We start from the raw sequence: 20,871 nt of genomic DNA, 5'->3' as shown, positions 1-20,871 counted from the left end.
CTGGACGACTGGAGCGTCGGCGCGACCTCACCGCACGCTCCGCTTCGAGTCCCTCCGCTCCCGGGTCATCCGCGTCGCGGTGTGGAAGTCGTCGGGCTTGGTGCGGACCCAGGCGAGGAAGCGGGCGATCTCCGGCTCGGCCCGCAGGCTCTCGACGTCGCTGAGGCGCCGCGCCAGCTCGGCCTCGCTGTGGCGGGCATGGATCGCCGAATGGCAGATCTGGTGCAGCTGCACGGTCTCGCCGTGGGTGCCGCCCTTCAGCTTTGGGGTCAGGTGGTGGCGGCTCTGGCGGGCGCCGGGCGGGATCGGCCGCTCGCAGAGCGGGCAGATCACGACCTTGAGAGCGCTCGGGCCGTGGGTGGAGGGGTCGTCGTCGCGCCAGCGCCGCTCTCGGCGTCCCAAGGCCGTCTCCTGACGATGAGGGGAAGTCATGCCCTATCTGGGTGGCGCTCCCCGGACGGTTCAAGACTGCGGCCGGGATGCCGCAGCGTCGCGCGATCGGCCCCGATTGACAAACCCCGCCCGCCACCGGACAGTCGTGCCGTTACCGAGGGGGGCCCCGCCGACAGGGGCTGAGATTGGACGATCGTGCGTCCTGACCCTTGAACCTGATCCGGTTCGTACCGGCGGAGGGACGGGAACCTGCATGATCGACGTGACCCGTGCGTCCTCGCGCCTCGAGGCCGGATCGTCTCCCAGGGAGAGATCCATGAACGCACCCGCCTTCCCCAAGGGACTGCCCCAGAGCGTCACCACCGGGCCGATCACCGGCTCGGCCAAGGCCTATGCCTCGCCGAAGGACCGCCCGGACCTCCGGGTGCCGTACCGGTCGATCGCGCTCACCGACCCGGGCGAGGCGCCGGTGCGAGTCTACGATCCGTCCGGGCCCTATACCGAGACCGAGGCGCGCATCGACCTCGCCGCCGGGCTGCCGCAGATCCGCGCCGCTTGGGTCGAGGGACGCGGCTATGCCGCCGTTGCGCCTCGCGCAGTGCGTCCGGAGGATAACGGGTTCGCCGCCGAGGACAGGCTGGTGGCACCGTGCCCGGCCGAGCGCATCGTGCGCCGGGGCGAGGCCGGCCAGCGCGTCACCCAGCTCGAATTCGCCCGGGCCGGGATCGTCACCGAGGAGATGATCTACGTCGCCCACCGCGAGAACCTGTGCCGCGAGGCGATGCTGGCGGGGGCGGAGGCCAAGATCGCCGACGGCGAGAGCCACGGCGCCGCGATCCCGCCCTTCATCACCCCGGATTTCGTGCGCGAGGAGGTGGCGCGGGGCCGGGCGATCATCCCGGCCAACATCAACCACACCGAGCTCGAGCCGATGGCGATCGGCCGCAACTTCCTGGTCAAGATCAACGCCAATATCGGCAACTCGGCGGTGACCTCGTCGGCCGCCGACGAGGTCGAGAAGATGGTGTGGGCGATCCGCTGGGGCGCCGACACGGTGATGGACCTCTCGACCGGCCGCAACATCCACAACATCCGCGGCTGGATCCTGCGCAACGCCCCCGTCCCGATCGGCACGGTGCCGATCTACCAGGCGCTGGAGAAGGTCGGCGGCGACCCGCTGAAGCTCGACTGGGAGGTGTTCAAGGACACGCTGATCGAGCAGGCCGAGCAGGGGGTGGACTACTTCACCATCCACGCCGGAGTGCGCCTCGCCCACGTGCCGCTGACCGCGCGGCGGGTCACCGGCATCGTCTCCCGCGGCGGCTCGATCATGGCGCGCTGGTGCCTCGCCGGCCACCGGGAATCGTTCCTCTACGAGCGCTTCGACGAGATCTGCGACATCTGCCGGGCCTACGACGTGTCGTTCTCGCTCGGCGACGGCCTGCGCCCGGGCTCGATCGCCGATGCCAACGACGCCGCGCAATTCGCCGAGCTGGAGACCCTGGGCGAACTGACCAAGGTGGCCTGGGACAAGGGCTGCCAGGTGATGATCGAGGGCCCCGGCCACGTGCCGATGCACAAGATCAAGGTCAACATGGAGAAGCAGCTCGCCGAATGCGGCGAGGCGCCGTTCTACACGCTGGGCCCGCTGACCACCGACGTGGCGCCGGGCTACGACCACATCACGTCGGGCATCGGCGCGGCGATGATCGGCTGGTTCGGCACCGCGATGCTCTGCTACGTCACCCCGAAGGAGCATCTCGGCCTGCCGAACCGCGACGACGTGAAGACCGGCGTCATCACCTACAAGATCGCGGCGCATGCCGCCGACCTCGCCAAGGGCCACCCGGCGGCGCAGGTGCGGGACGACGCCCTGTCGCGGGCGCGGTTCGACTTCCGCTGGGAGGACCAGTTCAACCTCTCCCTCGATCCCGACACCGCCCGGGCGTACCACGACGAGACCCTGCCGAAGGACGCCCACAAGGTCGCGCATTTCTGCTCGATGTGCGGGCCGAAATTCTGCTCGATGAAGATCACCCAGGACCTGCGCGCCGACGTGCTGGCGATGGAGGCGGCGGCCGAGGTGGTCGGCGAGGCCACACCCTTGAGCGAAGAGGCCCGGGCGGCGGGCATGGCCCAAAAATCGGCGGAATTCTTGGGCGAGGGCGGGAGACTCTACGTCGACGCCGGCGAGTAGGAACCCGTCCCAATGCTGATGCAGGCCCCCGCGGCCCCGCGGGGGCCTGCCCCGCCCCCTCCCGCTGCCGAAGGGCGCCGTCCGGGCTCGATCGTCCGCCGCCTCGTCGTCTTCGCCCTCGGCCTGGCGGTGCCGATCCTGATCTTCGGCGGCGTGATGCTGTGGCAATTCGCCGGCGCGGCGCGCGAGCGCCTGGAGGCTGACGCCCTCGGCCGCGCCCGGATGGAGGCGGCGGCGGTCGACCGCGAGGTCGCGAGCCTGATCGCGACCCTCGAGGCCCTGAGCCTGTCGAACGCGCTGCAGCGCGGCGCCGTCACGTCGTTCCGCGAGCAGGTGGAGGAACTCGCCCGCCGCAGCGGCCTGCCGGCGACCCTGCGCGATCCCGACGGGCGCCGGCTGATCGATCTCGGCAGCACCCCGATGCCGGAGCACATCGATGCCGCGGACCAGGCGGCGCTCGCCGGGCGGCCGTCGGTCTCGGGCGTGATCGACGGGCGGTTCCGGGTGACCGTGCCGGTCTACCGCCGCGGCAGCGACGCGGTGCTCTACCTCCTGTCCTTCTCCCTGCCGACCACGCGCATCCGCGACGTGCTGGCGGGCGGCGGCGTGCCGAAGGACTGGGTGATCACCGCCCTCGACCGCGACAACCGCGTCCTGACCCGCACCCGCTCGCCGGAGCGCTTCACCGGCACCGATGCCCCCGACGCACTGCGTCAGGCGGCAGGGCCGGAGGGGATCTGGCGCGGCCGCTCGCTGGAAGGAGCGCCGTTCTTCGTCGCTTATGCCCGGGCCGGCGTGCCGGACTGGCGCATCGCCGTCGGGGTGCCGGAGGAGGCGCTGACGGCGCCGGTCCGGGCCTCGCTGGTCTGGTTCGCCGGGCTCGGCATCATGCTCGCCGCCGTCGCGGGCGTGCTGGCGCTGGCCTTCGCCCGCGGCATCGCGGCGCCGCTCCAGGCCCTGCGCGACCAGGCGGTGGCGCTCGGCCTCGGCCGGCCGGCCCCGGCGCTCGCCGGCGTGCCGGCGGAGGTGGCGGCGGTGAGCGCCGAGATCGCGAGCGCGGCCCAGCGCCAGCGCGAGCGGGTCACCGAGCGCGAGCGGGCCTCCGCGGCGCTCCGCTCCGAGACCCAGCGGCTCGAGGTGCTGAACCGCCTCGGCACGGCTTTGGCGAGCGAACTCGACCGCCAGCGCCTCGGCGACGCGGTGGTCGAGGCCGCGACCCGCCTGACCGGGGCGGCCTACGGCGCCCTGTTCGAGCGGATCCCGGAGGGCCCGGACGGGCCGGAACACTGGCAGCTGCTGAGCCTCACCGGCGGCCCGCGCGAGGCCTTCACCCGCTTCGGCCTGCCGCGGGTGACGAACCTGTTCAGCCAGACCTTCGCGGCCGGCGGGGTGGTGCTGAGCGACGACGTGACGGCGGATCCCCGCTACGGCAGCCACGGCGGCATGCCGAAGGGCCATCTGCCGGTGCGCAGCTACCTCGCGGTGCCGGTGGTCTCGGGGACGGGGACGACCCTCGGCGCGCTGCTGTTCGGCCATCCCGAATCGCATCGGTTCGGCACCCGCGAGGCGTCGCTGATCGAGGGCCTGGCCGGGCAGGCCGCGGTGGCGATGGACAATGCCCGCCTGTTCGGCTCGATGCGCCGCGCGCAGGACCGGTTCGAGGCCGCCGTCCAGGCGGTGCGCGGCGTGCTCTGGACCAACGGCTCCGACGGCCGGATGACCAACGACCAGCCGGCCTGGGCCGCGCTCACCGGGCAGAGCCCCGAGCAATATAGCGGGTTCGGCTGGGCCGACGCCGTGCATCCGGACGACCGCGCCGCCAGCGTCGAGAGCTGGAACGAGGCGGTGACCGGGCGCCGGCGCTACACCCACGAGCACCGGGTGCGCCGCCACGACGGGGTGTTCCGCACCTTCGCGATCCAGGCGGTGCCGGTGCTGGAGGCCGACGGCGCGATCCGCGAATGGGTCGGCGTGCATTCCGACATCACCGAGCAGCGCGCCGCCGAGACGGCGTTGCGCGAATCGAACGAGGAGATCCAGCGCTACGCCTACATCGTCAGCCACGATCTCCGGGCGCCGCTCGTCAACATCATGGGCTTCACCAGCGAGATCGAGGCGAGCCAGGACGACATCCGGACGGCGCTGGCGGGCCGGCCGCAGGCCGAGCGGATCGACGCCGACCTCGCCGAATCGGTGAGCTTCATCAAGGCGGCGATCACCAAGATGGACGGGCTGATCAACGCCATCCTCAAGCTGTCGCGGGAGGGGCGGCGCAACTTCCAGCACGAGCCCCTGGCGATGAGCGACCTGGTCCGCAGCCTCGCCGACGCGCAGCGCCACCAGACCGGAACGGCCGGCGCGGTGATCGAGATCGGCGCGCTCCCGGACATCGTCGCCGACCGGGTCGCCGTGGGGCAGATCTTCGGCAACCTCATCGACAACGCGATCAAGTACCTGGCCAAGGACCGGCCGGGGCGGATCACCGTCACGGGGGCGGTCTCGGACGGGCTCGCGGTGTTCCGGGTGACCGACAATGGCCGCGGCATCGATGCCCGCGACCACGGCCGGGTGTTCGAGCTCTTCCGCCGCTCCGGCGTCCAGGATCGGCCGGGCGAGGGCATCGGGCTCGCCCATGTCCGCACCCTGGTGCGGGCGCTCGGCGGCCGAATCGACCTCGACTCCGAGTTCGGCGTCGGCACGACCTTCACCGTGACGCTGCCGCTGCGCCAAGGCTGAGGTGCAGCATTGGAGCGATGCAACGCTCAGTTAAGGTGACCGCGTTGTTTTCTACGCCAGCCACGTGTCCAAACCGGGTCGGATGTGGTCTAGAGAGCGTTTGCGGGGGTATGCCCCGCGGGAGGCGACCGCGGTCGGCGCGGTGTCGTGAGAGGTCAGCGGCGTCCCGGCGCGGTCGGGGCTACGCCAGGGGAGTCGTCAGGTGCCGGCCGTACACATCGTGATGATCGAGGATGACGAGGGCCACGCCCGGCTGATCGAGCGGAACATCCGCCGTGCCGGCGTGAACAACGTCATCGAATCGTTCCGGGACGGGACCTCGGCGCTGGAAGCCCTGTTCGGCCCGGACGGCAGCGGCGAGATCAATGCCGGCCGGCCGTTGCTGATCCTCCTCGACCTCAACCTGCCGGACATGACCGGCATCGATATCCTCCAGAAGGTGAAGTCGAACCCGCACCTGCGGCGCTCGCCCGTGGTCATCCTGACCACCACCGACGACCAGCGCGAGATCCAGCGCTGCTACGACCTCGGCTGCAACGTCTACATCACCAAGCCGGTGAACTACGAGGGCTTCGCCAACGCGATCCGCCAGCTCGGTCTGTTCTTCTCGGTGATGCAGGTTCCGGAGAGCGCGTGACCGTGACCGAGCCGGTCCGCGTCCTCTACATCGACGACGATCCGGGGCTGGCGCGGCTGGTCGGCCGCACCCTCGCGGGCAGGGGCTGCGAGGTCGCGCACGCGGCGGACGGGGAGGCCGGCCTCGCTCTGATCGCCGCGGAGCGGTTCGACGTCGTCGCCCTCGACCATCACATGCCGAACGAGACCGGGCTCGAGATCCTGCCGCGCATCCGCGCGCTGCCGGATGCGCCGCCGGTGATCTACGTCACCGGCTCGGAGGACAGCCGGGTCGCCGTGGCGGCGCTGAAGGCCGGCGCCGTCGACTACGTCTGGAAGGACCTTCAGGGCCACTTCCGCGAGCTGCTCGCCGAGGCGGTGGCGACCGCCGTGCTCCAGGACCGCACCCGCCGCGAGAAGGAGCGGGCCGAGGCCGAGGTGCGCGAGGCGCGCGACCGGGCCGAGCTGCTCCTGCGCGAGGTCAACCACCGGGTGGCGAACAGCCTCGCCCTGGTGGCGGCCCTGGTGCGGATGCAGGCCAACACGGTCACCGACGCCTCCGCCCGCGCCGCCCTCGAGGAAACCCAGACCCGCATCACCGCGATCGCCGGCATCCACCGGCGCCTCTACACCTCCGACGACGTGCGGGTGGTGGCGGTCGATGCCTATCTGGCGACCCTGGTGGAAGACCTCGACGGGGCGATGAACGCCACCGGCCAGCGCCACCGCATCCTGCTCGACGCCGTCCCGATCGAGGTGGCGACCGACAAGGCGGTCTCGCTCGGGGTGATCGTCACCGAGCTCGTCACCAACGCCTACAAATACGCCTATCCGGAGGGCGTCACCGGCGAGATCCGCATCACCGCGCGGCGGGACGGCGACTCGTTGCGCCTCACCGTGGCCGATGACGGCGTCGGCTGGCAGGGCGCCGGCACCCCGCGCGGCACCGGGCTCGGCTCGCGCATCGTGCGGGCGATGGCCTCGAACCTGCGGGCGCAGATCGACTACGCGCAGGCCGAGCGCGGCACGGCAGCGAGCCTCGACATCGCGCTGTAGGTCGCTGCGCGGACCCCCCATCCAGCCTGACTGTCCACCCCCCCGCCGCGGGTGGCGGCGGCCCCTGCGCGAGGCGGGGCCGGGAGAGGGGCGGCGCGACGCTGATCCAGGCCGCGCCTCTCAGAACGGGTCCGTCATATCCGTGAGCGTGGCTCCCCCCTCCCGCCCCGCGGAAGGGAAAGGCTGGAAGGCCGCGCTCGTTGGGTACCATGTCCCATCACCGGCCACGGCGACCACGCTCTTCGACGAAGGCCGCCCGCGCCATCCCCGCAATCCCGCGCAATTGCTGAATCCGCGGAAACCCCGCCTTAAGACAACCTTCACCCGCCGCTGCGGCGTTAACATCCGGGTAGGACTCGGAGGGGTTATCTAGGCACGAACAGATCGCCCGAAAGGATGTCGCAGTGATCGGGACCAGCAGCCTTGCCGCGGCGCTTCCGCCGGCCGCGGTCGAGCCGGCGATGCGCACCACGACCGGCCGCCCGCCTCCGGCGAGCGGCGGTCCCCCCCTCGACCCGGCGGTGACCCTCGACCTGAGCCCGACGGCGAAGGAAACGCCGGCCCCGCGGCAGAACGCCGCCGCGGCGGCGGATCAAACGCATTACCGGCGCGACCTCGACAGCCAGCAGATCGTGTTCCAGGTCGTCGGCCCGGACGGATCGGTCGTCGAGCAGCTTCCCTCCGAGGCCGCCTTGCGGGCGCGGACCTATGCCCGCGAGGCGGAGGCGGCCCGGTCGGCGGAGATCGGCACGGCGGTGGCGCGCTCGGCCTGACGGGGGCCGGTCTGGGGGGATCGGCACCGATCAAGGGGGATCGGCCGCTTGGCCGAGCATCATCGTCGCGCCATCTCCTGTACGGTCGTGCTCCGCGAGCCGACGAGCTCGTGCCGATGCGCCTGACGGCGCCCTTGGAGCCGGACGCCATGGCGACGACGCCCCCCTCCCTCGACGCCGCGATCTACGCCGATCTGCGCCAGGCCGTTGGCGACGAGGCGCTGCCGGTCCTGCTCGGGCGCTTCCGGGCGCAGTTGCAGGGCTGGTCGGTGACCGGCGAGAGGGCGGCCCTCGGTGCCGCGGCGCACGGCGTCATCGCCTCGTCGGGGCTGATCGGCTTCACCCAGCTGTCGCGGCTCTGCGCCGCCCTGGAGACGGCCTGCACCTCCGGCGACCTCGACGCGGTCCGCGAACTCGCCGCGGCGGTGTCGGACGAGAAGGCCTTCGCGGAGGCCGAGGTCTCCCGGTTGATCGCGGCGGGGTGACCGCTCAGGCGACCCGCCGCGTATCGGTCCAGGTGGTGCCGCCGGCGAGACGGTAATCGACGCTTTCCGAGAGGCGCCCGGTCGGCACGATCCGGACCGCCTCCGGCCGGGCCAGCTCGTCGCAGCGCGCCAAAGCCTCTTCGATGTCGAGGGGAGCGGGCATCGCGCCGCCGAGGCGCCGCCACCACTGCACGGCCTTCTCGCGGGCGAAGCCCGAGGCCTCGAGGTCGAGACGCACGGTCATGGCGTCCTCGTCGCCCTCCAGCGCCACCGCCAGCACGTCGGGGCCGCGCCCCCGTCCCTCGCGGGCGAAGCGCCAGCCGGCCACCGGCCACCAGCGCGCATGCGCCTCGCGGACGACCGCCACGGTGCCGGCGGAGAGGACCGCGGTCTCGTCGTCGGCCACCGCCTCGTGCGGCATCTCCGGCGCCTCGTCGTCCTCGGGCTCGACCCAGCAGGCCTCGCAGGTGCTGGCATTGAGCGCGATCAGCGCGCCGCAGCCGGGGCAGGGCTTCGCCCGCGGGCCGCCTGTCTCGCCGAGGAGACGCGCCCGCGCCACGGCATTGGCCGAGAGCACGTCGATCGGCCCGTGCCGGCGCACGAGGCTGGCATAGTCCAGGACCAGGGCGTCGGTCTTGCCCTTCGCCCGGCGCAGGCCCCTTCCGACCTGCTGCACGTAGAGCCCGGTGCTCTGGGTCGGACGGAGCAGCGCGATCAGGTCGACCTCCGGCACGTTGAAGCCGGTCGCCAGCACGCCGACCGAGGTGAGGCAGCGCAGCCGTCCGGCCCGGAAGTCGCGCACGATGCGGTCGCGCTCGCGCTTGCCCGTCTCGCCCGAGATCGACTCGCAGGAGAAGCCCTCCGCCCGGATCGCGTCGCGGACGGCGTCGGCGTGCTTCACCCCGGCGCAGAAGGCGAGCCAGGCCCGGCGCCCGGCGCCATAGGCCACCATCTCGGCCACCGCCGCCTTGGTGATGACGTCGCGGTTCACCGCCGCCTCGAGGGCGCCCGGCACGTAGTCGCCGGCCCGCAGCGGGACGCCGCTGACGTCGAGGATCGTCGCGGTGGCCTTCGAGACGAGGAGCGAGAGATAGCCCTCGCGAATCAGGTCGCCGACCTGCGCCTCGTACACGATGGCCTCGAAGACCCGGCCCTGGCCCTCGTCGAGGCGGCCGCTGTCGAGGCGGTAGGGTGTGGCGGTGAGCCCGACGAGGCGCATATCGGCGGAGCGCGCCCGCACCGCGTCGAGGAACCGGCCGTAGCGGGTCTCGGCGTCGCGGGGGATCAGGTGGGCCTCGTCGACCACCACGAGGTCGAAGCCCCCCGTCGCCTCGACCCGGTTCCAGACCGACTGGATGCCGCAGAACAGGATCGGCTTCGTCTCCTCCCGCCGCCCGAGCCCGGCCGAGACGATGCCGGCCGGGGCCTCCGGCCACAGGCCCAGGAGCTCGGCATGGTTCTGGGCGATCAGCTCGCGGGTATGGGTGACGACGGCGATCCGGGCGTCGGGGTTCCGGGCCATCGTCTCGCGCACCAGGGTGGCGATGACGAGGCTCTTGCCGGCCCCGGTCGGCAGCACGATCAGGCCGCTGCGGCCGCCGCGCGCCCAATCGGCCTGAAGCGCGTCGAGGCTCGCGCGCTGGTAGGGACGAAGCAGCATCGCGCCGCCATAGCCGGAGAATGCGCGGGCATCCAGGCTTGACAGCGGGTGAGGCGAGGGAGCCGCTCACGCCTCACGGAGGCGAATCAGGCGACGAGGTCCGGCAAGTATCGTGCAGGATCCCCTCTCCCGTGCGGGAGAGGGGATCCTGGGCCCGCTTACTCCGCAGCCTGCAGCCACTCCGCCTGCTGCCGCGGCTCCTCGCCCACCACCTCGTCGGTGTGGACTTCGAACTTGGCGAGCCAAGCCGGGCCGAAGCTCGTCGAGATCGCCACGTCGGTGGCGTCGCGGCCGCGCGCCATGACGATGCGGCCGATCCGCGGCTTGTTGTGGCGGGCGTCGAACGTGTACCAGCGCCCGCCGAGATAGACCTCGAACCAGGCCGAGAAATCCATCGGGTCCGGCACCGCCGGCACGCCGATATCGCCGAGATAGCCGGTGCAGTACCGCGCCGGGATGTTCATGCAGCGGCAGAAGGTGACGGCGAGATGCGCGAAGTCGCGGCATACGCCCTCGCGCTGGTTGAAGCCGTCGAGGGCCGAGCGGGTGGAATCGGCGCGCTGGTAGTCGAAGCGGATGTGGTTGTGGACGTAGTCGACGATGGCCTGCACCCGGGCCCAGCCCTCGGGCGTGTGGCCGAACAGCTGCCAGGCGGTGTTCGACAGCTTGTCGGTGTCGCAGTAGCGGCTGGCGAGGAGGAAGGGCAGCACGTCGTCCGGCAGATCCTGGACGGGATGCTGGATCGCGTCGGGCGCGTAGTCGTCGACCTCGCCGCTGTCCTGGACCAGGAAATCGGCCGAGAACGTGATCCGCCCGCCCGGCGCGGTGACGCGGGTGCAGAGGTTGCCGAAGGAATCGACGAACTGGTGCGCGGGCACCGGCGGGTCGATGGTCATGGTGTCGGGCGTGATCAGGTCGTGCGCCCGCGACGGATGCACGTTCAGCATCAGGACCATCGGGGTCGGGCCGGGCGTGTCGAAGGCGATCGAGTAGCCGGTGCGGATCTTCATCGTGGCGTCCACGCAATTTAAAAAACGTGGTGCCTTAAGCCTCAAGACGCGCCGATGTTCCGAGTTCTCGGGCAGTCCGGCGCGCGATCGGCGCCCAAATGTTGTGCAGTGGCCACGAACCTGCCTCTGCGTCCACGCCCTGACATCGGCGTCAGCCGCCGGTGACGGTGTCGACGAGAAGCTTCAGGTTCAAGACCACGATCACCGCGACGATGCTCCAGGACAGCATCTTGAGCCAGGCCGGGATGACGAAGACGCCCATCTTGCGCCTGTCGGACACGAAGCTGACGAGCGGGATCACCGCGAAGGGCAGTTGCATCGACAGCACGACCTGGCTCAGCACCAGGAGCCGGGCGGTTCCGGCATCGCCATAGAGCCCGGTGACGATCACCACCGGAACGATGGCGATGCCGCGGGTGACGAGGCGGCGCGCCCAGTCCGGCAGGCGCAGCCGCAGGAAGCCCTCCATCACGATCTGGCCGGCGAGCGTCGCGGTGACCGTGGAGTTGAGGCCCGACGCCAGGAGCGCCAGCGCGAACAGGGTCGAGGCGAGGCCGATGCCGAGCAGCGGTGAGAGCAAGGCGTGGGCCTCCTCGATCTCCTGCACGCCGGTCTGGCCGGCGCCGTGGAAGACCTTGGCCGCCATGATCAGGATCGCGGCGTTGACGAAGAGCGCCAGGGTCAGGGCGATGGTCGAATCCGCCACCGCGAAGCGCAGCGCGCTCCTCCTGCCGGCCTCGTCGCGCGGATAGGCGCGGGTCTGCACGATCGAGGAATGCAGGTAGAGATTGTGGGGCATCACCGTGGCGCCGATGATGCCGATGGCGAGGTAGAGCGCCGCCGGGTTGGTGACGATCTCCGCCGAGGGGACGAAGCCGCCGAGCACGTCGCGGATCGGCGGCGCCGCCATGGCGATCTGGAGCGCGAAACAGACGAAGATGATGGTGAGGAGCGCGATCACGAAGGCTTCGAGCGTCCGGAAGCCGCGGCGCATCAGGAGCAGGATCAGCAGCACGTCGAGCCCGGTCAGCACGGCGCCGACGAGGAGCGGCAGGCCGAACAGCAGCTTCAGGGCGATGGCGGTGCCGATCACCTCGGCGAGGTCGCAGGCGATGATCGCCGCCTCGCAGGCGAGCCAGAGGGCGATCCCGACCGGGCGCGGATAGGCGTCGCGGCAGGCCTGGGCGAGGTCGCGGCCGGTAGCGATGCCGAGCCGCGCGGCGAGCGCCTGGAGCACCACCGCCATCAGGTTCGAGAGCAGGATGACGGCGAGCAGCGTGTAGCCGAACTGCGACCCGCCAGCGATGTCGGTGGCCCAGTTGCCCGGGTCCATGTAGCCGACCGAGACCATGTAGCCGGGGCCGAGGAAGGCCAGGAGGCGCCGCAGCCACGAACCGGTCGCGACCACCGGCACGCTCGCGTTCATCGCCCCGAGGCTCGGCTCCGCCCCGTCGCCAGCGCGCCACGCCCATCCATCCCGCATCAGCCCGTGCTCCGTCGTTCCCGGCCGAGCCGGGCTTCGACTATATAGCCACTGCTATATTGATTTGAGAAGGCTGAATTTTGCCGTCGGTCAGGTGCGCCGCCCGCGAAAAAAGTCGCGCAGCAGCGCGGCGGCCTCGCTCTCGCGCAGGCCGCCATACACCTCCGGGACGTGGTGGCAGGTCGGCTGGTTGAAGACGCGCGGCCCATGCTCCACAGCGCCGCCCTTCGGGTCGTCGGCGGCGAAGTAGAGCCGGCGGATCCGCGCGACGCTGATCGCGCCGGCGCACATCGCACAGGGCTCGAGAGTCACGTAGAGGTCGCAGCCGGTCAGGCGCTCGTCGTCGAGGAGGGCGCAGGCGGCGCGGATCGCCAGGATCTCGGCATGCGCCGTCGGGTCGCGATCGGCCCGGGGACGGTTGCCGGCCACGCTGAGGACGACGCCGTCCCGGACCACGACGGCACCGACCGGCACCTCGCCTCGCGCCGCCGCCTCCCGGGCGGCGTCGAAGGCAAGGCCGAGCGGATCCGGGCGCATCGCCCCGCTCGCGGGCATGCGACCCCTTGCAAAATCGCGCATCGGTTCCACTCGCTTCGCCAAACCCCGTCTGGTATCAGGCGCGCATGAACGACATCAACGACGACGAGACCGGGGCGCCGCAGCGGCGTCACGGACGGGACGAGACATCCGCGGGCTCCCCGGAGGGGCAGGCTTCGACCAAGCGTGCGAGCACCCCCAGGGCGGCGGCGAAGCCGGCGGCCGAGCCGGAGCCGGAGCGCATCGCCAAGGCGATCGCCCGGGCGGGCATCGCCTCGCGGCGCGACGCCGAGGCGATGATCGCCGAGGGCCGGGTGACCCTGAACGGCCAGCGGCTCGATTCGCCGGCGGTGAACGTGACCCCCGACGACCGCATCACGATCGACGGCGAGCCGCTGCCGACCCGCGAGCGCACCCGCCTGTGGCTGTTCCACAAGCCGCGGGGCGTCGTCACCACCGCCCGCGACCCGGAGGGGCGCCAGACGGTGTTCGACGTGCTGCCTGAGGACCTGCCCCGGGTGGTGGCGGTCGGCCGGCTCGACATCAACACCGAGGGCCTGCTGCTCCTCACCAACGACGGGGGCCTCGCCAAGGTCATCGCCCATCCCGAGACCGGGTGGCTGCGCCGCTACCGCGTGCGCGCCTTCGGCGACGTCGATCAGGCGATGCTCGACGGGCTGCGCAAGGGCGTGACCATCGACGGGATGGAATACGGCCCGATCGAGGCGACGATCGACCGGGCGCAGGGCGACAACGTCTGGCTGACGCTCGGCCTGCGCGAGGGCAAGAACCGCGAGGTCAAGCGCATCCTCGAGCATCTCGGCCTGTCGGTGAACCGGCTGATCCGGCTCTCCTTCGGACCGTTCCAGCTCGGCGACCTCGAGGTCGGGCTCGTCGAGGAGATCCGCACCCGGGTGCTCAAGGACCAGCTCGGCAACAGCCTCGCCGAGCAGGCCGGCGTCGACTTCACCAGCCCGGTCCGCGAGCCGATCGCGCCGTTCGGCTCGCCGAAGGCCGCCGCCCGCCTCGCGGCGCAGGACGGCCCCCCCCGCGGGCGCGACCCCGCCCGGCCGCAATTCGGCAAGCCGCCGGGCGGGCCGGGGGCCCGCCACGCCCCGCCGCGCACGGTCTGGCGCGACCCCGAGGCCGAGGCGGCGGGCGACCTTCCGAACCGCGGCCGGGTGCATCGCCGGGGCGACAGCCCGCAGGAGATCCGTGCCGCCATGGCGGACGCGCCGCGCAAGCGCGTCGGCGCCATCGCCAGCGGCGACCGCCGGGTGCTGGTCGAGCGCCTGGTGGCTCAGCCGCAGGACGAGGCGGCGCCGCACCGCCGGACCAAGTTCCGCGGTGGCGAAGGCGCCCCGGACCGCGCGCCGCGCGGCGACGACCGCCCGATGCGGCGTGACCGCGACGGCGACGCCCCGCAGCGCGGCCCGCGCGGCGGCAGTTTCAGCGGCGCCAAGGCCGGCCTCGGCGATGACGGTGGCCGCGGGCGCGGCTTCGGCCGGTCCGGCGGACGTCCGGACGGCGGTGGTGGCCGCTCGTTCGAGGGCCGCTCCGGCGGTGGCCGGTCCTTCGGGACTGGCGGCGGGGAAGGCCGCTCCTTCGACAAGCGCGGCGAAGGCCGCTCCTTCGGCGGGCAGGGCGAAGGCCGCAGCTTCGGCGGCGAGGGCCGCGGCCCAGGCGGCCGAGGCGGCGAAGGCCGTTCGTTCGGTGGGCAGGGCGAAGGCCGCGGCTTCGGCGGCGAGGGCCGCAGCCGGGGCGGCGAGGGCCGCTCGTTCGGGGCCAAGCCGGGCGGCGGCAGGGCGTTCGGCGACAAGTCGTTCGGGGGCAAGCCAGGGGGCAAGTCCTTCGGCAAGCCCGGCGGCGGGTCCTTCGCCGGCAAGGGCTTTGCCGGCAAGGGCGAGGGCCGTCCCGGTGGCGGCGGCCGCGGTGGCGAGGGCCGCTCGTTCGGGGGCAAGCCGGGGGGCAAGTCCTTCGGCAAGCCCGGCGGCGGGTTCCGCTCCGGCGGGGCCGGCGGCGGGGGCAAGCCCGGCGGGCGGCCGGGCGGGCGTCCCGGCGGCGGCCGGCCGCCGCGCGGCTGAGCCTGACCGATGCGGATCGTCGGAGGATCCTTGCGCGGCCGCGCTCTGGCCGGGCCGCGCAGCGACGCGATCCGGCCGACCTCGGACCGGCTGCGCGAGGCGATGTTCAACGTCCTCGCGCACGGCTACGACGACCCGGTCGAAGGCGCCCGCGTCCTCGACCTGTTCGCCGGGACCGGGGCGCTCGCCTGCGAGTCCCTGTCCCGTGGCGCCGCCTTCGCGCTCCTCGTCGACGAGGGCGCGGAGGCGCGCGGCGTGATCCGGACCAACCTCGACACGCTGGGGCTCGGCGGGGTGACCCGGCTGTTTCGCCGGGATGCCACCCGGCTGGGCGCGGCACCGCCGGGCGAGCCGTTCGGCCTCGTCTTCTGCGATCCGCCCTATGGCCGCGACCTGGCGCCGAAGGCGCTGCAGGCGGCCGCGGAGGGCGGGTGGCTGACGCGTGATGCCCTCGCGGTGGTGGAGGAGACGGCCTCCGCCGCCCTCACGCCCCCGGACGGCTTCACCGAACTCGATCGGCGCACCTACGGCGACACGCAGGTGGCGTTCTGGCGCTTCACTGCCTGACCGTCTCGTCGAGCGCCGCCGCGAAGCTTCCGGCGGCGACGCCGATCCCGGTCGCCGAGCGGCCGGCGTTGCCGGCCCCGGGCGATCGCGTGACCGCGGTGTGGATCCCGACCAGCGCGGTGCTGCCATCGGCATCCAGCAGCAGCACCGGGGCGCCGGATTCTCCCGACATCGAGTCGCAGGCATCGCTGAGCAGGCCCTCGGCCGGCGCATCGATGCGGGCGGCGCAGCCGCGGTGGATCACCGGAAGGAAGGGCCGGTCGGCAGCGTAGCCGGCGAGCGCCACCACCGCGCCCGGACGGCTCCCCGGCAGCTCGGCCTTCGGCAGCACGAGCCACGGCACGGGTTTCAGCGCCATCGGCTGGCGCAGGGTCAGGATCGCCCAATCCCGCCCGATCATCTCGGGGGCGATGCCACTCCGGTTCGGCCGAGTGGCGAGCCGCAGATCGATGCCGGGGGCGAGGCGGAACGCCTCCACCTCGGCAATGCCGGTATTCACGTCCCGGGCCTGGCCGGCGACGAAGTGGATCTGGTGCGGCTTGACCCAGGCGTCGAGGCGGGCGTCGAACAGGCAATGGGCGGCGGTCAGAACCTGGCGCGGCCCGACCAGGGTGCCGGTGCAGTGGCTGCGATGGGCCGGCCCCTGCACCACGTTGACCCGTCCGATCGCCGTGAACGGCCACGCCGTCGGCTCCATCGGCACGCGCCGGTCCGGCAGGGGGCCGTGCGGCGCCGCCTGGGCCCGGGCCGGCACCGGCGCGGCGAGCGCGGCGAGGGCCAGGGGAACCGCCACGGGGAGGGTCATCAGTGGCCGGATCACCTGGCGCCTCCACTGCGGCATCATCGTCGGCCCGTGACCCGTGGATCCCTGCCGCACTGTACCGGGCAGGATCCGGGGTTCAAGCGGCGGCCCAGCCGAGGGATTGGGACGAGGGGCAAGACGGGTGAGGGCGGGCGCCCCCACCTGTGACGCGTCATGGCTCATCCGATCGGCGGGGCCGGGGCCGGACCTCTCATAAATTGTTCATCTTTGGCGCGATGCCCGGAACTGGCAGGCTCCCGTCGAGGTTAATCGGCCGAGTACCAGTACAGATTTCCCATCCGTCATCGTCGCACTTCACTGGAGGGGCTCCATGCCGCTGCACCAGACCCTGCCTGCTGCGCGGCTGCGCGCCATCGCCCTGACCGTGACCTCGGGCTGCCTGCTGATCGTCTCGGGCGCCGGGGCGCGGGCCGCGGACGGCGACGGCCTCGACTTTCTCCGACAGATCTTCGCCCCGCCGCAGGCGACCTACGCCCCCGCGCCGGTGGCGCAGCCCTACGCCGTCCAACCCTACGACGCCCCCGCGCGCTCGCGCGTGAGCCGGCGCAACCGCCTCGCGGTCCAGGCCAAGGCGATGCGCGGCCGGACCCGCTACGTCGCGCTGCCGAAGGCCGACGTGAAGCCCGAGAAGAACGAGCCGAAGCCGCTCGCCGTGACGGTGTCGCCGCTCAAGTCCCTCGATGCCCGTACCGCCCTCCTGCGCGACCCGACCCTGCGTCCCGGCGACATCGTGATCATGCCGGAGGGGCCGCGGGTCTTCCATGGCGAGAGCGGCAGCGAGAAGCACAAGATGACCGATTTCCAGGACGTGAACCGTCCGGGTGTCGTTGCGAGCAAGACCCGCAAGGAACTGCTCGCCATGACGGCGCCGATCGGCGCCTTGCCGGCCGATGCCGCTCGCCGGATGATGGCGCAGTACCAGAAGGCGACCCCGGCCGTGGTGTCGACGCCCCGCGTCGAGGCGACCCTGGCCCGGGTGGTGTACCCGGCGCGCTGACGGTGTGCCCCGCCTGCGGCAACGAAGGTGTGACTGACCGAACCGGAGACGCGGCGGGGCGCGGCCGCGCTTGTTAGGATGGGGCGGGCCGCAGGCAGGCGGCCTGCCGCGTCGAGTTCTCTCCATGTCGATCCCCAGCCGGTCTCGGAAATCCGCGTCGTCCTGCGGCGTGCGCCCGGGGAGGCGAACGACCCGGTCCCCAGCCCTCATCCTCGTGTCGGCCCTGATCGCCGTCGCGTCGATGGGCCCTGCGCCGGCACAGGCCGCGGAGGGCACGGTGCTGGTGTCGCAATGCAAGAGCCTGCTGCGCGGCGCCAAGGTGCGCGGCGACCAGGTCGAGTTCCGCCAGGATCCCGAGACGGTCGGCTGCTGGGCCTTCATGGCCGCGGTGCAGGATCTCGCCGGCGTCGCCGATGCGGCGAACCAGCCGCCGATTCTCGGTGCCTGCCTGCCCGCCGACGGCAACCGGCTGCAGCTCGTCCGGGCGGTCGTCGCCTATGGGGGCGCCCATCCCAACGCCCTGCGCGAGAATGCCGGCGTGCTCGCCCTGCTGGCCCTGCGCGACGCCTTTCCGTGCCGGAAGCCGTGACGGGTCTTGCCCATGGCCGCTCACGAATGGGCCGCTCACGAATGGGCCGCTCACGAATGAACACCATTCCGGGACCTGGCACCAGTTCGGACGCTGCCCTGCAGCGTAGTGGACCTGTCGATCTCGACGCCGCCATTGCTCTCCCGAGCAAAAGGTTCCCGGCAGTATTTCTCGCGGCTCCGCTTGCACGAGCGGGCTCGCATCATACTCTTATCGGGCAAGCGGAACGAGACACCGTGATTGGCACCACGGCTCGATTCGCACCCCTTCGATCGGAGGATGAGCATGGCCAAGGCCGACAGGCACAACATGGGTCCCGGGGCGCAGGGCAAGGGCTCCGGCACCGGCGCGATGACCGAGCTGCCCGAGGGCATCCTCGAAGAGAACATGGTGCTGAGCAACCGCGACAAGGCTCAGCACAGCGCGGAACGCGGCCTCGACAGCAAGTTCGTTCAGACCGAGCAGTACCACGACCACGCCGCCAACCGGCGCAACTTCGACCAGACGCTGCCTGATCGGGCCGAGCAGAACACCAGCGGCCTCGAGGCACCGATGACCACCGAGTCGGGCGACGACAGCGCGCTGCGCAGCCAGCAGAAGTAACCTCCGTCCGGTCATCGCCGGAGAAGCCCTCGTCCCGCCGGGACGGGGGCTTTTTCGTCGGCCCGGGAGATCGGACGTCAGGGATTGCCGCGAAGACCGCTCGCCAGCTCGCGGTTGATGCGGATCAGGGCGGTCAGCTTGTCGGCGCTCGGGGCGACCATCGCGTCGAGGGTACGGCTGAAGACGAAGGCGCCGAGACGGGCCATCGAGGTCTTCAGCTCCTCGGGCAGCGGCGCCTGGGGCTCGGTCGCCGCGGAGGCCAGCAGCGTCCAGACCTTGCGGTTGAAGCCGAGCGCGTCGTTCAGCGTCGTCTGCTGCGCGTCCCAATTGTCCTGGATCGTCTGAAGGCGGCTCGCCGCCTTGATCAGCACCGCCGCCTCCGCCTCGCGGGGCGTCAGCGCCGCCTGGGCCGTTCTCGCGTAGGCGTTCGCCGCGTAGCTCATCGTCTGCCTCTCCGCGGGCCGCTGAAGCGGCCCCGAGGCAGGTCTGCCATCGATTTGTTAAGCTCGAGTTGTGAAAGAATCCCGACCTTGCGGCACCGGATTCGCTTCCGGGCCGGGGCCCCCGCCCTCAAACCGCTCCGATGTCGGCGCAAGGACCGGCCGCTATGCTCAACTTCCTCCTCGGCGCCGTCGCGGGCGCATTGATGGCTGCCGTCGCGACGGTCACGGCCCTGCGCAATCCGGACGTGCAGGTGAGAATGGGCCTGGTGCGGCCCGCGCCGGTGACGATCCAGACGCGGAGGCCGGATCCGGTCTGCCCGCCCCCGGCGGTCCAGACCCATTGTCAGGTCTCGGCGCAGGCCGGAAGCCCGCAGGTCGGCCAGCCGGACATGCTGTTCGCCCGGCGCCGGTTCTGGTCGGTGGCGCCGTAGGGCGCGGGTAACCCCGGGGCTCGGGCTCAGACGCTGCTGAGGAGCAGCATCACCACCGTCGTCGCCGCCGTGGAGCCGAGGAAGCCGCAGAGCGCCGCGGTGAAGGAGTGGGCACCGGCGGCCGGCGCGGCGAGGCGGGACTCGGACGAGATCGGGGCCGCGTTGGTGAGGTTGGCGGTGGTCATGGCAAAGCATCCGTTTGGCGCGCCGACTCACGGCACCGCCCGGTGAGAGTGATGGGTTAAGCGAGGATGAAACGGTGTGCGCTACGGCACGCCCTCAATCGCAGCGGAAGAACCGCTTCTCCTGACGCACCGAGCGCAAGGCAGTCTTGAGGTCGACCGAGGCGACCCCCAGGCCGCAATCGTCGAGGCGGTCGCGGGCGTCCTCGTAGCGGTCCTCGGCATCGCCGAGGTTGTCGCAGACCCGGTCGCGGTCGCCGATGCGTGCATCCTGGCGGGCCTGGAAGCGCAGGGCGCCCGCCTCGTCGATCTTGCGCTGGGCCCCGATGCAGGCGGGCTGCGCCAGGGCGGGACCGGCGAGGAGCAGGAATGCGGCGGCGGCGGGCCAGCCGAGCGGAAGACGACGCGGTGTGGTCATCGCTGAACTCTTGAACACGTTCTGGGTCCGAAGCTGTGGCGATTTGCCCTATGGATGAGGCTCAAAGCCGAGCTTGCTTATTGTGTCCGAGGAACGTCGGGGGCGCCCGGAGGGTTCCGCGCAAAACTGCTCAGATGGCCGGCAGCCCACGCCTCCCAGGATGCAGCCCGACCGGTTTCAGGTCCCGGCACGGCGGCGCCGCGTGGAGCGGATCGTCTCGAGGGTCACGGGGCGGAACTCCCAGGCATCGACGCCGACATCGTATTGCCGCGTCGCCGGCTTCAGCTTGCCGTGGGAATGGCCGTGCAGGTTGAGCACGCCGCGCCCCATCCGGTTCCAGGTCCGGAACGCGTAGTGGCACAGCACGAGGTGCTGCCCCTCGACATCGATCTCGGCGTAATGCGCGACGCTCTCCCAGTCCGGCGCGGACAGGGTCGCCGGTCCGTCGTTGTTGCCGACGATCAGGTGCTTGTGGCCGCGCAAGTCCTTGAGCAGCGCCCGGACCCGCTCCGGCGGCGGCCCGAGGGCGAAATCGCCGAGGTGCCAGACCGTGTCGTCGGGCTCCACGACGGCGTTCCAGGCCTCGACGAGGGCCGCGTCATGGGTCGCCAGGTCGGGGAAGGGCCGGCGGTCGATCCGCAGCACCCGCGGATCGCCGAAATGGGTGTCGCTGGTGAAGTAGGTGGTCATGGGCGTCCCGGATCAGCCCTCCGGAAATCGCGGGGCCCGGCGCGGTTCCCGAATCGGCGGGCGAGACCAGGACACATGTCTACGCCGGGGCCCTCTGCC

22 protein-coding genes and 1 riboswitch are annotated in these 20,871 nt (G+C 72.0%); of the genes, 12 read left to right on the top strand and 10 right to left on the bottom strand.

Translation table 11 applies throughout. The annotated features are described in order from the left end of the window. Positions 1 to 27: 27 nt before the first annotated feature. Positions 28 to 432, bottom strand: a complete 405-nt coding sequence (locus FF100_RS11830) for an HNH endonuclease family protein (RefSeq protein WP_171070130.1) — start codon at positions 430 to 432, stop codon at positions 28 to 30. Positions 433 to 540: 108 nt separating this feature from the next. Then, a riboswitch (TPP riboswitch) is annotated at positions 541 to 652 on the top strand. 57 nt (positions 653 to 709) lie between these two features. Here FF100_RS11830 and thiC point away from each other — a divergent pair. The 6 genes from thiC to FF100_RS11800 all read left to right on the top strand — a co-directional run bounded on the left by thiC (position 710) and on the right by FF100_RS11800 (position 8,255). Then, on the top strand, positions 710 to 2,590 hold the full coding sequence (gene thiC, locus FF100_RS11825) for a phosphomethylpyrimidine synthase ThiC (protein ID WP_139035910.1): 1,881 nt from the start codon (positions 710 to 712) through the stop codon (positions 2,588 to 2,590). Positions 2,591 to 2,602: 12 nt separating this feature from the next. Beyond that, positions 2,603 to 5,326 (top strand): ATP-binding protein, encoded by a 2,724-nt coding sequence (locus FF100_RS38335; RefSeq protein ID WP_342778994.1) that lies wholly within the window; start codon positions 2,603 to 2,605, stop codon positions 5,324 to 5,326. A gap of 223 nt (positions 5,327 to 5,549) precedes the next feature. Beyond that, the gene (locus tag FF100_RS11815) at positions 5,550 to 5,963 is read left to right on the top strand and encodes a response regulator (protein WP_139036180.1); all 414 of its coding nucleotides are present in this window, start codon (positions 5,550 to 5,552) and stop codon (positions 5,961 to 5,963) included. Beyond that, a complete protein-coding gene (locus tag FF100_RS11810; protein WP_139035909.1) occupies positions 5,960 to 6,997 on the top strand; it encodes a sensor histidine kinase in 1,038 nt (345 codons plus the stop codon). The genes FF100_RS11815 and FF100_RS11810 overlap by 4 nt, the downstream gene beginning before the upstream one ends. Positions 6,998 to 7,401: 404 nt before the next feature. Next, a complete protein-coding gene (locus FF100_RS11805) occupies positions 7,402 to 7,770 on the top strand; it encodes a hypothetical protein (protein ID WP_246102033.1) in 369 nt (122 codons plus the stop codon). Positions 7,771 to 7,919: 149 nt separating this feature from the next. Next, positions 7,920 to 8,255, top strand: coding sequence for an Hpt domain-containing protein (locus FF100_RS11800; protein ID WP_246102032.1), 336 nt, complete (start codon positions 7,920 to 7,922; stop codon positions 8,253 to 8,255). Between the two features lie 4 nt (positions 8,256 to 8,259). On the opposite strand, the gene FF100_RS11795 is transcribed toward FF100_RS11800, so the two are convergent. The 4 genes from FF100_RS11795 to FF100_RS11780 form a co-directional block, all read right to left on the bottom strand. Next, positions 8,260 to 9,915, bottom strand: a complete 1,656-nt coding sequence (locus tag FF100_RS11795; protein ID WP_139035906.1) for a DEAD/DEAH box helicase — start codon at positions 9,913 to 9,915, stop codon at positions 8,260 to 8,262. A gap of 158 nt (positions 9,916 to 10,073) precedes the next feature. Continuing rightward, positions 10,074 to 10,925, bottom strand: coding sequence for a transglutaminase-like domain-containing protein (locus FF100_RS11790; RefSeq protein WP_139035905.1), 852 nt, complete (start codon positions 10,923 to 10,925; stop codon positions 10,074 to 10,076). Positions 10,926 to 11,076: 151 nt separating this feature from the next. After that, positions 11,077 to 12,408: an Nramp family divalent metal transporter gene (locus FF100_RS11785; RefSeq protein WP_139035904.1), complete on the bottom strand. Its 1,332-nt coding sequence runs from the start codon at positions 12,406 to 12,408 to the stop codon at positions 11,077 to 11,079. A 90-nt stretch (positions 12,409 to 12,498) separates the two neighbouring features. Beyond that, positions 12,499 to 12,945, bottom strand: coding sequence for a nucleoside deaminase (locus FF100_RS11780; protein WP_205824842.1), 447 nt, complete (start codon positions 12,943 to 12,945; stop codon positions 12,499 to 12,501). Between the two features lie 86 nt (positions 12,946 to 13,031). On the opposite strand from FF100_RS11780, the gene FF100_RS11775 reads away from it, so the two are divergent. Then, entirely contained in the window at positions 13,032 to 15,029 is a 1,998-nt protein-coding gene (locus tag FF100_RS11775; protein WP_139035902.1) for a pseudouridine synthase, read from the top strand. A 9-nt stretch (positions 15,030 to 15,038) separates the two neighbouring features. After that, a complete protein-coding gene (rsmD, locus tag FF100_RS11770) occupies positions 15,039 to 15,596 on the top strand; it encodes a 16S rRNA (guanine(966)-N(2))-methyltransferase RsmD (RefSeq protein ID WP_139035901.1) in 558 nt (185 codons plus the stop codon). Here the strand turns inward: rsmD and FF100_RS11765 are convergent. Then, positions 15,586 to 16,401: a trypsin-like serine peptidase gene (locus tag FF100_RS11765; protein WP_139035900.1), complete on the bottom strand. Its 816-nt coding sequence runs from the start codon at positions 16,399 to 16,401 to the stop codon at positions 15,586 to 15,588. The two genes, rsmD and FF100_RS11765, sit on opposite strands and share 11 nt — an antisense overlap. A 328-nt stretch (positions 16,402 to 16,729) precedes the next feature. Between FF100_RS11765 and FF100_RS11760 the strand changes: the two genes are divergently transcribed. The 3 genes from FF100_RS11760 to FF100_RS11750 all read left to right on the top strand — a co-directional run bounded on the left by FF100_RS11760 (position 16,730) and on the right by FF100_RS11750 (position 18,608). Continuing rightward, positions 16,730 to 17,416, top strand: coding sequence for a hypothetical protein (locus FF100_RS11760; protein WP_139035899.1), 687 nt, complete (start codon positions 16,730 to 16,732; stop codon positions 17,414 to 17,416). Between the two features lie 214 nt (positions 17,417 to 17,630). Then, on the top strand, positions 17,631 to 18,005 hold the full coding sequence (locus FF100_RS11755; RefSeq protein WP_246102031.1) for a Rap1a/Tai family immunity protein: 375 nt from the start codon (positions 17,631 to 17,633) through the stop codon (positions 18,003 to 18,005). Between the two features lie 285 nt (positions 18,006 to 18,290). Then, positions 18,291 to 18,608: a hypothetical protein gene (locus FF100_RS11750; RefSeq protein WP_139035898.1), complete on the top strand. Its 318-nt coding sequence runs from the start codon at positions 18,291 to 18,293 to the stop codon at positions 18,606 to 18,608. 77 nt (positions 18,609 to 18,685) lie between these two features. Here FF100_RS11750 and flaF read toward each other — a convergent pair whose 3' ends face one another. Next, entirely contained in the window at positions 18,686 to 19,051 is a 366-nt protein-coding gene (flaF, locus tag FF100_RS11745; protein ID WP_139035897.1) for a flagellar biosynthesis regulator FlaF, read from the bottom strand. A gap of 164 nt (positions 19,052 to 19,215) precedes the next feature. Between flaF and FF100_RS11740 the strand changes: the two genes are divergently transcribed. Beyond that, positions 19,216 to 19,482 carry a hypothetical protein gene (locus FF100_RS11740; protein ID WP_139035896.1) on the top strand — a complete coding sequence of 89 codons (267 nt, stop codon included), beginning with the start codon at positions 19,216 to 19,218 and terminating at the stop codon, positions 19,480 to 19,482. 26 nt (positions 19,483 to 19,508) lie between these two features. Here the strand turns inward: FF100_RS11740 and FF100_RS37010 are convergent, their stop codons facing one another. The 3 genes from FF100_RS37010 to FF100_RS11730 all read right to left on the bottom strand — a co-directional run bounded on the left by FF100_RS37010 (position 19,509) and on the right by FF100_RS11730 (position 20,772). Beyond that, positions 19,509 to 19,667: a hypothetical protein gene (locus FF100_RS37010; RefSeq protein WP_171070129.1), complete on the bottom strand. Its 159-nt coding sequence runs from the start codon at positions 19,665 to 19,667 to the stop codon at positions 19,509 to 19,511. A 94-nt stretch (positions 19,668 to 19,761) separates the two neighbouring features. Further along, entirely contained in the window at positions 19,762 to 20,082 is a 321-nt protein-coding gene (locus FF100_RS11735) for a hypothetical protein (protein WP_139035895.1), read from the bottom strand. A 177-nt stretch (positions 20,083 to 20,259) separates the two neighbouring features. Continuing rightward, positions 20,260 to 20,772 (bottom strand): metallophosphoesterase family protein, encoded by a 513-nt coding sequence (locus FF100_RS11730; RefSeq protein WP_139035894.1) that lies wholly within the window; start codon positions 20,770 to 20,772, stop codon positions 20,260 to 20,262. Positions 20,773 to 20,871 lie beyond the last annotated feature (99 nt).

It is taken from the genome of Methylobacterium terricola, assembly GCF_006151805.1.
GTDB classification, from domain to species: Bacteria; Pseudomonadota; Alphaproteobacteria; order Rhizobiales; family Beijerinckiaceae; genus Methylobacterium; species Methylobacterium terricola.
The sequence above is the reverse complement of the archived record's forward strand: the minus strand, read 5'-3'. Positions and strand labels throughout refer to the sequence as shown.